At 44.2% G+C, this 12503-nt stretch carries 7 protein-coding genes; 5 read left to right on the top strand and 2 right to left on the bottom strand.

Annotated features, from left to right (window positions below):
- Positions 1-241: 241 nt before the first annotated feature.
- The 5 genes from B0E43_RS14795 (at position 242) to B0E43_RS14775 (ending at position 9378) form a co-directional block, all read left to right on the top strand.
- Positions 242-2947, top strand: a complete 2706-nt coding sequence (locus B0E43_RS14795) for an MBG domain-containing protein (protein ID WP_168171955.1) — start codon at positions 242-244, stop codon at positions 2945-2947.
- A 189-nt stretch (positions 2948-3136) separates the two neighbouring features.
- A complete protein-coding gene (locus tag B0E43_RS14790) occupies positions 3137-4777 on the top strand; it encodes a tetratricopeptide repeat protein (protein ID WP_077351041.1) in 1641 nt (546 codons plus the stop codon).
- A gap of 3 nt (positions 4778-4780) precedes the next feature.
- Positions 4781-6073: a glutamate-1-semialdehyde 2,1-aminomutase gene (gene hemL / locus B0E43_RS14785; protein WP_077351039.1), complete on the top strand. Its 1293-nt coding sequence runs from the start codon at positions 4781-4783 to the stop codon at positions 6071-6073.
- Between the two features lie 132 nt (positions 6074-6205).
- The gene (locus tag B0E43_RS14780) at positions 6206-8968 is read left to right on the top strand and encodes a M14 metallopeptidase family protein (RefSeq protein WP_077351037.1); all 2763 of its coding nucleotides are present in this window, start codon (positions 6206-6208) and stop codon (positions 8966-8968) included.
- A 59-nt stretch (positions 8969-9027) separates the two neighbouring features.
- Complete coding sequence (locus tag B0E43_RS14775) at positions 9028-9378, top strand: Spx/MgsR family RNA polymerase-binding regulatory protein (RefSeq protein WP_077351036.1); 351 nt, start codon at positions 9028-9030, stop codon at positions 9376-9378.
- 176 nt (positions 9379-9554) lie between these two features.
- Here B0E43_RS14775 and B0E43_RS14770 read toward each other — a convergent pair whose 3' ends face one another.
- Both B0E43_RS14770 and B0E43_RS14765 read right to left on the bottom strand, forming a co-directional pair.
- Complete coding sequence (locus B0E43_RS14770; RefSeq protein ID WP_077351033.1) at positions 9555-10946, bottom strand: c-type cytochrome domain-containing protein; 1392 nt, start codon at positions 10944-10946, stop codon at positions 9555-9557.
- A gap of 48 nt (positions 10947-10994) precedes the next feature.
- On the bottom strand, positions 10995-12503 hold the full coding sequence (locus tag B0E43_RS14765) for a DUF1501 domain-containing protein (RefSeq protein ID WP_077351031.1): 1509 nt from the start codon (positions 12501-12503) through the stop codon (positions 10995-10997).

Below are 12503 nucleotides of genomic sequence, written 5' to 3'. Positions count from 1 at the left end.
TTGAATAGCTCTATGTGTTTCAAAAGTTATTTTTGAAACATCTGTTATTTGAAATAATATTTTTAATGAATCACTTTTACATCAGTTTTTTTACTTATTAAATGGCGGTTTAATTTTTTTTGCTTTTTGGTGTTTCAAAATATACTTAAGTGTAATGAAGAGGTTTCTATTTTCGGCTAAAGCGCTTCAACTTTTGAAAGTTGAATTGTGTGTTAAGGGAATGCTCTTTATTCAAGGGCGAATGATAAATATTTGTCAAAATATTTTCCAGCCTGGAATTTCCTTGAAAGCACTGATTTTGGCGGTCTCTTTTCTTTTTCTCAGAATCTCGGATTTGCAAGCACAGTTTGCAGGTGGAAAAGGCATCAAAGAAGATCCTTACCGAATTGCCAATTGGGAACAACTTGCCGGGATTAAGGATAAGCAATTTTCCGTTTTTATTTTGGTCGGAAATCTGGATAAAAATAGTCCAGGATACGACGAATACGCTGGACCAAATTCAAATTCAGGTTTGGGATGGCTTCCGATTTCCAATTTTACAGGAATTTTTGATGGCAATAACTTCTCGATTTCCGACTTGGTGATCAACAGACCGGTCCAGAGTACGATCGGTCTTTTTGGCAAAGCAGGCAATGCCCAGTTTAAAAACCTTCAGCTAAACAATTTTCTGATCAAAGGGGGGAGTGATACCGGTGGTTTATTGGGTGTTGGTATAAAGGTTAAAATTTTCAATTGTTCCTTTGACGGACAGGTGGAGGGCAAATACTATGTGGGAGGCCTGGTAGGTACCATTGGTAATTCAGAAATTGCAGACAGCTACTCGCTTGGAACTATTGCAGGATACAGAAGTGCAGGAGGGATTGCAGGAAATGCATACCAAACCAATCTTAACCGTAGTTTTTCCTCAGGAAGAGTCAGTGCAAACTTGGAGGTTGGCGGATTGGTTGGGTATTTTCACTCTCAAGCCGACAACCTGATCCAAGATTCATACAGCGTTTCCCATGTCACAGCAAATGAAGTAGCAGGTGGATTGGTTGGCAGGTTTAGGGGAGCAATTCTTAAGACCTCTTATGCAGCCGGAACAGTCTTTGCAAAAAGCCAAGTTGGAGGATTAGTAGGTTGGACAGAATCCAAAGTCACTTTCATTGATTCATTTTGGGATGTGGAGAAAACCGGGCAGGATTCCAACTCCGGCGGAGGTTCCGGCATGAATACCAAGGCCCTTAAAGGAAAAGATTCTTTGGCATTAGGATATTGGAATTTTTCAGATGTATGGGAGATCAAAGAACCGACCGATTTGTTGGCAATGATTTCTTATCCTTATTTAAAGTCTATAAAGTATGATCCGGTTGGGCAAAAAGTGAGCAAAAACCCAATTCCGGGTTTGGAAAACGCTAGAGTCCCCTCCGGGCTCAATTTTCCGCAGGAAATGCTAAAAACTTATGGAGATCCGGATTACAATTTGGGGGAAGAGGTGGATCATTTGGGCCAACCGATAATTTATACCGCAGAGGACTCAACCATTCTTAGAATAAATGGAAACAGTGCCATGATTTTGAAGGCGGGCACTACTAAAGTGAAGGCTACAATTGCCACTACCTCTACTTTTAGCATTTCCAATTTTATTCCTTTGGAGCAAACAGTAACTGTGGAGCCAGCAGGCCTCCAAGTGTCTGTGGTATCCGGTCAGAAAAAGGTCTTTGGTTCTTCAGATCAGGAGTTTGGTTTTTCGGTTTCCGGGTTGAAATATGATGATAGCCAAGAAATCGTATCAGGGGAATTGCAGCGGGTCGAAGGTGAAAATGTGGGCCAATATCAAATCAACCAAGGAACTCTGAATTCCGGAGGGAATTATAAAATCGAGTTTTCACCCTCCTATTTTGAAATCATCAAGAAAGAAGTGATTCTTGAGGCTGTGGAGACGCAAAAAATCTTCGGAAACTCGGACCCTGAATTGACTTACCATGTGGTTGGCTTGGATGTTCAGGAAATTGCAAATGTTATTTCAGGAAATGTAAAAAGAGCTGCAGGCGAGAAAGTAGGAGAGTATGAAATCGGTTTTGGTGATCTGAAGGCCAGTTCTAATTATGAGTTAGATTTCAGGGAAGCCGTTTTTGAAATTGTTCCGGCAGAATTGGGTACGGTCCTTGACCCTATTGAGGTTGAAACCCCATGGGCAACCTTGCCTAATCTTCCTTCACATGTCTCCGCTTTGACCAAAGACGGGCAGATTCTTGAATTGCCGGTTACTTGGGAGAAAAGCCAGCTCAATCTCTTTGTGAAAGGCAGTTATTTAATGGCTGGAGTCTTGGGATTACCGGATGGAATCCAAAATCCTGAATTGTTAAATCCTGTACAGAAACTCACAATTTTGCCAAAATCTGCACCTGAGGATGTTCGTTTGAGCAATGATAAATTTGAACCCGCTTCTACCAAGGCAGTTTCAGAAATCGGCAAGTTAACTGTCATTGACAAAGCAGATGATTCTCATGCCATTTCACTGGTGGAGGGAAGCTTAGACAACGCCCTTTTTCAGGTCAATGGAAATTCCCTTTCCTGGAAAAACCAGGCAAATCCAGAAATCAAGAACCAGTACTCAATCTTGGTTAAAATTGAAGATAGAGGAGGAAACGTCATTCAAAAAGAATTCCTTTTGAATACGATGTTTACCCGGATCAGTGAAATTGAAGTTTTTAATACCTTCACTCCGGATCATGACGGTGTCAATGATGACTGGGGTGTACCAGCTTTGGGAACCATTGAGAGTGCCAATATCCAGATTTATGAAAGAGGCGGTTCACTGATTTTTTCTACAGAAAATCCGGATGAAAGATGGGATGGGACTTACGATGGAAAATCAGTTCCTGAAGGAACTTACTTCTGGGTCTTAAACCTTGAAAAGACTGGAGAAACCCGAAAGGGACTCTTGAATCTCCTTAGAAAATAGGGGTTGGCCCCTAGCTGGGATAGGTGTAGAGCCTTGTAATAGTCCCTTCCCAAAAATAGTTAACCATTCAAAACCCGAAGGAGAAACTTCGGGTTTTTCATTTTCAAACCCTTTCTGGCCCAAACTTTGGGTTTGAAAATAATGGGTTAAATTTGCCCCTGCGACAATCATCCCGACCCACCCGGAATCATGCGAAATCTGTTCATCATCTTTCTTTTACTTTTTTCCATTCAATTTTCAAAAGCTCAAGGGCTCCCGGAGGAATATCAAAAAGCTAAAACTGCCCTTTTGGCAAAAGATTACTGGGCTGCTATCAATGGGTTTAAACCATTGACAGATCCCAATAAATATGGAAATCTCTCCAATTATGCCGCTTTTCATTTGGCGGAAGCAGCACTTGGTGCCAATCAACCTGCTCAGGCGATAAGTGCCTTGCAGCCGGTTTATGGTAAGAACTGGAACAAATCCGATGAGTCCAAATACCTTTTGGCGATTGCTTATTTTAAAAATAATCAGAACACCGAAGCACTTAAGGTGATTCAGACCATAAAGAAAGAGGAGATTCTAATCCAGGCTTATAATGCAACCTTTGTGTATTTGAAAAATGCTACAGCAAGTTATTTGGTTGCCAATCTTGATGAATTCAAAGCCAATGAAGGATATGCCACAGCTTTAGCGGCAGTTTTGCAAAAGCAAACGATTATGTCTGCAAGTGAAATTGCCGCATTGAATCAGATAAGGTCAACTACTTCCAATAAGAATGCAGTGAAAGATGAAGTGTTGGATTTGGTGGTTATCCTGCCATTTACTAGTTCAGATGCATCTTCCGTATCAAGTGTTGGCTTCACAGATTTTATGTTTGAGCTGTATCAAGGCATCGAGTTTGGGGTGGATCAGTTGAAAAGTGAGGGGCAAAAAGTCAATTTGGTGACTTTTGATTCCAAAAGGGATTTGAACCATCTTACCAATCTTTTGAATGATCCTGCCGTAAAACAGGCCGATGCGATCATTGGCCCGATTTATCCGGAGGAAAGTGAATTTGTCAGTGCTTTTGCGGAAAAAGAACAAATTCCATTTATTCATCCACTTTCAAATTTGGGTGAAAGATTCGAAGAGTCAGAATACAGCTATCTTTTCAGACCATCGGTGATTTCCCTTTCATCTGGGATTATTTCCAGCCTCAAGTCTCAGAATTGGGGGAAGCGAGTGGCAATTGGATATAGCAGCAGTTCCAGAGATGAGAAGCTAGGCTTGCTCTTACAGTCGGATTTGGAAAAAGCTGGTTTTCAGGTGACAAAAATCCAGAAAATTGATCCCAGAAATGCCTCTACTTTTCTTCAGGGCCTTGGGGTAAGCAGGGGAAATAATCCATCCGTTGATCAGATCATTTTGCTTTCTGATGACCCTGCGATCGGGCAGTCGGTATTTGCCCTGATGGAAAGCATCACCACTGCCGTCCCTGTCTTGGTGATGGATTCTTGGTTGGGTTTTAATTTTGCCAATTACGAAATGCTGGAGTATCCTAATTTCTATTTCATCTCCAACAACACGCCTAAGTTTGATGCCGAGTCCATGAATCAGTTTCGGGACAAGTATTATGAGCAATTTCTGGCTTACCCATTGATGAACTCAGTGTTGGGTGCTGAATTAGTGTATTGGTTAGGTTCCAATTCCACTCCTTCATTTGGCTATGACCTGAGAAGAAGTCTTGACCAGCGCTCTTTTCAGCCCGGTAAATTGACTTATGGCTTTAATTTTCAAAAATCGAACAACAACAGCTACACGCCGGTTTTCAAACTCGAGGCCGGTGAGCTGATTCCATTACAATAAATCATGCAGATTTCTGAAAGCAAAAGGCTTTTTGCCAAAGCAAAAAACTTCATTCCCGGAGGAGTCAATTCCCCTGTGCGGGCATTTCGTGCCGTGGGAGGAGAGCCGATTTTTATCAAGAAAGCCGACGGGGCATATCTCTTCGATGAAGACGGAAACTCCTTCATCGAGCTGATCAACAGTTGGGGACCAATGATCCTTGGTCATAATCATCCCATGATCCGCGAGGCAGTGATCGAAGCGATGTCAAATGGAACTTCTTTTGGAGCACCAACTGCCAAAGAAGTCGAGATAGCTGAACTGATAGTAAGCATGGTTCCTTCGGTCGAAAAAGTCCGTATGGTAAATTCCGGCACAGAAGCCACCATGTCAGCCATTCGGGTTGCTCGTGGCTACACCGGTCGGGATAAATTCATCAAGATGGAAGGTCATTACCATGGTCATGGGGATTCTTTCCTGATTGCTGCCGGTTCGGGAGCTATCACTATGGGACATCCGGATTCGCCTGGAGTGACAGAAGGCACGGCAAAAGACACTCTTTTGGCTCCCTACAATGACCTCGATGCAATCGAAAATCTTGTGGCGGCGAATTATGGAGAAATTGCTGCTTTGATCCTGGAGCCCGTGCCGGGAAATATGGGACTCTGCCTGCCAAATCCCGGCTATTTGCAAGGATTGAGAGATATCTGCACCCGTGAGGGAATCGTTTTGATTTTTGACGAAGTGATGACCGGATTCCGTCTGGCGAGAGGTGGCGCTCAGGAGCTTTTTGGTGTAATTCCCGACATGACGACTTTGGGCAAAATCATCGGCGGAGGTATGCCGGTAGGGGCTTATGGAGGGAAAAAGGAAATCATGGAATTTGTGTCTCCGGCTGGTCCAGTGTATCAGGCAGGGACACTTTCAGGAAATCCGATTGCAATGGCCGCTGGATTGACCATGCTGAAATACTTGAATTCTCATCCGGAAGTTTATTCAAGATTGGATGAAATCGGAATGCAAATAGCTACCGGAATCTCGACTATTAATGCAAAGCTAGGCTATGATTTTACGATCAATCAATTGGGAAGCATGTATTCTCTGTTTTTCACCGAGGAAGATGTGATTGATTTTGAATCGGCAAAAACCTCGGATACAGGTCTTTTTGGAAAGTATTTCCAAGCCATGCTGAAGCTGGGTGTTTACCTCGCCCCAAGCCAGTTTGAGACTTTGTTTTTGTCTACAGCTTTGACCGATGAATTGATCGGGAAAATCCTTCAGGCACACGAGGAAAGTATGAAAGAGATTTTCAATTAATTGAAAAGGCTGGCAGAAATGTCAGCCTTAATTTTTTGGCTTTTCACAATCCTGGATTTTACATGAGCAGAATTTTCATTTCAGCTTAATCTGCTATCTTCTCATTCGATAGTTCAGACCACCATCCTTTTTATGAAAAAGTCACTTTTGCTCGGATTGATCGCCTGTGGGTGGATCAGTTCTTCGGTTTTTGCCCAAAAAATCGATACGGAATACGGCAATAAAATCAAAGAATTTACCACCGATCCCAGGTTTTTGCCGGGTTCTGTGATGAATTTGGTCGATCATCCTTCAATTCCGTCACCACTGAAACATTTTGGAGAGATTATCGGAGCTCCCGGAGTGATGCATAATACCACTGAGATCTTTGGGTATTACCAGCTTTTGGCGGAGAAATCCCCTCATCTTCAAATCAAGCAGGTGGAAACAACTGAGGAGGGAAGGCCAATTTACATGGTGGTCATCGGCAATGATGACAGCATGGAGAAGTTGGATAACTACAAATCTCACCTTTCAAAACTCGCTGATCCGAGAACCACAAATGCAGAAGAAGCCGAAGCGATACTGGAAACGGCTAAACCTGTTTACTATCTAAATGGTGGAATGCATTCTACCGAAATGGGTTCTCCAGAAATGCTGATGGAATTAGCATATCGGCTGATCACCAGCGAAGACAAGACGATCAAGCAAATTCGGGATAATGTCATCGTTCTGATTAATCCAGTCTCCGAACCTGACGGGCGGGACAAACTGGTGGACTGGTACTACCGCTATACCAAGGCCAGAACAGAATGGGAAGACGGCTTCCCACGCTCTGCCCCCTATTGGGGAAAGTATGTCTTCCACGACAACAACCGAGACGGCTTGCAGGTTTCTCAGGCGATTACCAAAGGGATTTTCTCCATTTTTTACGAGTGGCACCCTACGGTCATGTTGGATCTTCATGAGTCAGTTCCATTGCTTTACATTTCCACAGGAACCGGCCCATACAACGAACAGGTGGATCCGGTGACGATCGGGGAGTGGCAGGTCATGGCCAATCACGATATCACCACATTGGCTACGCAAGGTATGCCCGGTGCTTTTACCTGGGCATTCTATGATGGTTGGTGGCCGGGCTATGGTATTTGGGTGGCAAATAATCACAATTCCAACGGGCGGTTTTATGAGACTTTCGGTAACGCCGGGGCAAATACCTACATGCGGGATTTATCCAATCAGAAATACGCCGGTGATCCGGCAACCACTAGGGAATGGTACCGTCCCGATCCTCCGACTGAGCGTGTTTATTGGTCGGCCAGGAATAACGTAAACTACATGCAGGCTGGGGTTATTGCCTCATTGACTTATGCTGCACAAAATGGAGAACAGCTTTTAAGGAATTTTTATCAAAAAGGAGTGAATTCAATCCGAAAGGGAAAGGAAGAAAGTCCGAAAGCTTTTGTGATTCCTGCCAAACAAAAAGATCCAGCCATGGCGGCCTACCTTGTCAATCAGCTTCGCGCTCAGGCGATCGAGGTTCATCAAGCCGATTCTGGAGAGTATGTGGTTTTGTTGGATCAACCCTACCGAAACCTTGCCGTGACTTTGCTGACGGAGCAGAAGTATCCCAAGGAAGCCAAATTCCCACCTTACGATGACATTGCCTGGACCTTGGGTTACTTGTACGGAGTGGAGGTGCAACAGAAAGACAGCATCGGATATGAGATTTCATCCTTAAAAAAAATCGAATCGGATGTGACCTATGCAGGTAAAATCTCAGGTGACGGCGATACTTTTTTCATTCACTATCAGGCTCAAAACACCGTTTTACCAGCTTTGTATTGGATAAAGGAACAGGATAAAAATGCGGAGATTCGGGTGTTGAAGTCTGAATTTGCAGTGGGCCAGGACACCTTAAATGTGGGTTCATTGATTATCAAAGGAATCTCTGCTTCCAAGGCTGAAGAACTGGGAGAGAAGTTTGGACTTGACCTACTTCGAGGCTCCTCTTCCCCGGATTCCGACCAAACCCATCTGGTCCAGCTTCCCAAAGTGGCCATTTACCATACTTGGTTCAATACCCAGGATGAGGGCTGGTCACGCTATACTTTTGAGCAGCGCGGAATTCCCTACACTTCAATTGACAAGGATGACCTGAAGGCTGGTAATCTCAATTCCAAATTTGATGTGATCTTGGTGCCGAGATCAAGAGGAACGGCTGCAGATTTTATCCATGGAATCGACGCTCGATTTGGGCCGATGCCTTATACCAAAACGGATCAATTTCCATCTCACGGCTTGCCGGATTCAAGTCCTGACATTACCGGAGGTCCGGGATTTATGGGAATAGAAAACCTCAAACAGTTTGTTGAGGCTGGTGGCGTGGTGATCACCTTGGATAATTCTACTGTCATGGTCGCTGAGACTGGAATCACTCGAGATCTGGAATCTTATAACGCATCGGGACTTTTTCATCCGGGTTCGGTGGTGACGGTAAAAGCCAAAAAATCCAATCATCCCGTACTTTATGGGTTTCCCGAGACCTTTTCGATTTTCAGGGGAAATGGACCCCTTTACCAAGTTGAACTGGCCAAAAGAGACATGATGGTGCTCCAATATGGCACTAAGCCACTGAAAGATGAGGAACCTTACACCGGCAAAATCATGGGAATGGAGAATCCCGAACCCAAAAAAGAAGAAAAGGCAGAAGCCGGAAAAGAACCGCCCTATGTCCGATCCGGAATGGTAAGAAACGAGCAAACCATAATCGGTCAGGGAGGCATTTTCAATGTTCCGGTTGGAAAAGGACGGATCATCGCTTTCACATTTGATCCGCTGCACCGCTTCCTGAACCATCATGATGCGCCGTTGGTTTGGAATACCCTGATCAATTGGAATGATTTGGGGGATTAGGGAATGAAAAAGTATTTTTGCCCCTCGTTCATTCTGAATTAAAATAAAAAAAGCCTAGCATGTCCATTAAAGTTTACGGAATCAAGAATTGTGACACGATGAAAAAAGCTTTTGACTTTTTGGAGTCAAAAGGTGTTTCCTACGAATTCATCGATTACAAAAAACAAAAGCCAAGTCAGGAGCTCATGGAAGGCTTTTTATCAAGAACTTCATTGGATACTTTGGTCAACAAACAAGGCACGACTTACCGCAAAATGGAGGATTCTCAGAAAAAAGCCCTGGAAAAAGCAGAAACAGCAATTTCGATTTTGATCGAAAATTCAAGTATGATCAAGCGGCCAGTGATCTCTTATCCGGATGGTAGTTTGACTTTGGGCTTTGTTCCTGGAAAAATCGAGGAGAAACTTTAATTTGAAATAGAATTATTTTTTTACCATTTAGAAAATTAAGTGCTGGAAATCAGTACTTTGCCTTTATTTTTTTATTTTTCAAACCTTGATTTTTGAAAGCTTAATGGTCTAAACTTCCTTAATGTTTCAAAAGATCAAATGATTGTAAACGTTTCTAATTTTTACGCATTTGATGATTAGTACACGATCGTATCTGTTGGCAATTTGGGAAGCGAGTAATTTCCTGTTTCCAACAAAAAAGGGAAACTCAGCTTTCCTGAATTAGGGAATTCAGCCGAAGCCGGGGTTTCATAGGCAAAGACCTTTTCCAGAGATTTGCTTGGAGTCAAGGTTTGAATTTGCTCCAAAGTCACTCCTGTACCGTTCAGGTAAAGCAGTTTCAGATTTGGTAATTGAGACAATTTATTCAGGGATTCCCCAGAAATGGAAGTGCTGCTGAGCTTCAAAACCGTAAGATTTGGCAAAAGTCCGATGCTGTCCAAAAGGGCATCAGATAGTTTAGTTCCTCCTAAATCAAGGTAAGCAATTCTGTTCTTGACGGGAGAAAGCTTGGCCCAATCCCCATCCTGAAAACCGGGAAAATTGGTGCAGGTGATTTTTAAAAGCCCAGAACCGGACTCCACCGCCTCGGCAAAAAATCCTGAAGCTTTCAAAGCGGCTAAAGAATCGCCGGAGATTGAAGCAATTGTATTGACCGGATAGAAGGGGATTTCATTTCTGACAATAAACTGTTCAATCAGTTTTCGTGGAATTTCGGCTTCGGCCAAGGTGCCTTTTTCGGTTCCTCCATTTTTGATCCAGCTTTCAATCAGCGCGATTTCTTCTTTGGAAGGCTGGCGTTTTTCTGCCGGAGGCATGTGATTGTCATCTTCTTTGGGCAAGATCAACCTTGAGAAAAGCTCGCTATGATCTGGATCGCCCGCTGTCAAAACCAATCCATCTTCTCCTCCGGCTAACAAACCCTTCATTGTGGTGAGATCTAGCTCACCTTTTTTGTTTCTTGGGTTATGGCAGCTTTTGCAGTTTTGGTTGAAAATGGGTTGGATTACTGCTGTAAAAAGTTCTGCGTTTTCCCAGTTTTCTTCGGCAAGTTCTGGGCCTTTTTCAGGTTGGATTTCAAACCCCAAAAGGGTTTGGAGTTCCATCGGAAGCACTTCCGCGAAATAGTTTTCTCCATGGGTCAAGGTGCCACCAAGATGCCCGGTAAGGGTCAAAATCAAACCCAAAGCAAGGGCTGAGATTTTGGTTTTTTGGGTAATTGCATCGCTTTTTCGGAGTTGGTAATAAAGCGCCAAACTTCCAAAAGCAGTAATAACTCCTGCAATCAGGTGAATCATCACGTCCTCCCAGACAAAACCTTCAAACTGGTATTGAAGAAATCCGCTGATTCCTGCACCAAATGCCGCAATTCCACCAAGCAAAAATGCCAAACGCGCTGCTGGGACTAGATTGTTTTTTTCTTTCTGAGGGAAAAAACAGAGTAGGATTCCAAATACCAGAATTCCAATCGGCAGGTGAACAAGAAGTGGATGCATTCGGCCCAAAAGTGGCCCGAGAAAATCAAACATAAATCAAAATCCGGTTTAAATTCTTCTTTTTCAATCTTTTCGGATTTTTCAAGATAGCACTGAATGAATTAACTCGCCATGAACATCGGTCAACCGGAATGGCCTTCCCTGAAACTCATAGGTAAATTTCTCGTGGTCAAAGCCCATCAACTGGAGAATCGTTGCGTGCAAATCATGGACTGAAACTCGTTCGTCAATTCCCGCAAAACCAAAATCGTCGGTGATTCCGAAGCTGGTTCCTTTTTTGACACCGCCGCCAGCCATCCACATCGTGAAGGCATCTACGTGGTGATCTCGTCCCATGAAACTTTGGACTTTTCCCTCGCGGTTTTCCTGCATCGGTGTACGTCCAAACTCTCCGCCCCAGACCACAAGTGTTTCTTCCAAGAGCCCTCTTTGCTTCAAATCCAAAAGCAAGGCAGACATCGGCCGGTCGATTTCGCGGCATTTGTTTCTCAATCCCATGTCGATTGATCCATCGTGATCAGTCCCGTGCGTATCCCATCCCCAGTCGTAAAGCTGAACAACCCGAACGCCCTTTTCCACCAGTTTTCTGGCCAAAAGGCAGTTGTTGGCAAAGGACTCCTCGCCGGGTTTAGTGCCATAAAGCTCATGAATATTCGCAGGTTCCTCGTTGATGTTCATCACTTCGGGCACCTCGATCTGCATCCGGTAAGCCATCTCGTACTGGTTGATGCGGGAGAGGATTTCCGGATCGCCAAAAGTCTCAAAATCTTCCTGATTTGCCTGATTGATGGCGGAAATGACGTTTTTCTTCAGATCTCTGGACATGCCGCTGGGATCTTCGAGGTAGAGGACCGGATCACCTTTGGAGCGACATTGTACACCTTGGTAGACTGATGGTAAAAAGCCGGAACCCCAGACACTTTTTCCTGCATCGGGAGTTTTTCCACCGGAAGTCAGTACCACAAATCCCGGTAAATTCTGGTTTTCAGTACCCAAGCCATAAGTCACCCAACTGCCCAAACTCGGTCTTCCCAGTCTGGGAGAACCTGTCTGCATAAATAATTGGGCAGGTCCGTGGTTAAATTGGTCGGTGTGGACAGCTTTCAGAAAAGCCACTTCGTCCACAACTTTGGAGAAATGGGGGAGGTAATCAGAAACCCACGCACCGGATTGGCCATGCTGCTCGAATTTGGCCTGCGGACCGAGCATTTTGGGAACGCCTCGGATAAAGGCAAACTTTCGTCCTTCCAGAAGACTTTCCGGGCAGTCCTGATTGTGATATTTGACCAACTCAGGTTTGTAATCGAACAATTCCAACTGAGAAGGCGCTCCGGCCATGTGGAGGTAGATGATGGATTTGGCTTTGCCCAAAAATGGTGGTGCCAAAGGAGCCAATGGATTTAGATCCCTTTCGCTGAGATTGAGCCCAGAGGAAGTTTTCGAGATCTGTCCCGGTTCACATCCAAAAAGCAAGGGAGCCATAGCCAAGCCTCCGACTTTGCTCACGCAATCCAGCAGGAAATGCCTGCGGGTTTGATTTTGCAGCTTTTGAACTGCAAGTTCGGCGAAGAGTTTTTCCAGGCTTTTCAT

The organism is Algoriphagus sp. A40, from assembly GCF_002002735.1.
Lineage (GTDB): Bacteria > Bacteroidota > Bacteroidia > Cytophagales > Cyclobacteriaceae > Algoriphagus.
This window is presented reverse-complemented; position numbering and strand designations above follow the sequence as displayed.

Bases quoted from the DNA above. Each gene is read 5' to 3' on its own strand.
- B0E43_RS14790 (WP_077351041.1), top strand. From the start codon at position 3,137: ATGCGAAATCTGTTCATCATCTTTCTTTTACTTTTTTCCATTCAATTT.
- B0E43_RS14770 (WP_077351033.1), bottom strand. From the start codon at position 10,946: ATGTTTGATTTTCTCGGGCCACTTTTGGGCCGAATGCATCCACTTCTT.
- B0E43_RS14795 (WP_168171955.1), top strand. From the start codon at position 242: ATGATAAATATTTGTCAAAATATTTTCCAGCCTGGAATTTCCTTGAAA.
- B0E43_RS14775 (WP_077351036.1), top strand. From the start codon at position 9,028: ATGTCCATTAAAGTTTACGGAATCAAGAATTGTGACACGATGAAAAAA.
- hemL (WP_077351039.1), top strand. From the start codon at position 4,781: ATGCAGATTTCTGAAAGCAAAAGGCTTTTTGCCAAAGCAAAAAACTTC.
- B0E43_RS14765 (WP_077351031.1), bottom strand. From the start codon at position 12,503: ATGAAAAGCCTGGAAAAACTCTTCGCCGAACTTGCAGTTCAAAAGCTG.
- B0E43_RS14780 (WP_077351037.1), top strand. From the start codon at position 6,206: ATGAAAAAGTCACTTTTGCTCGGATTGATCGCCTGTGGGTGGATCAGT.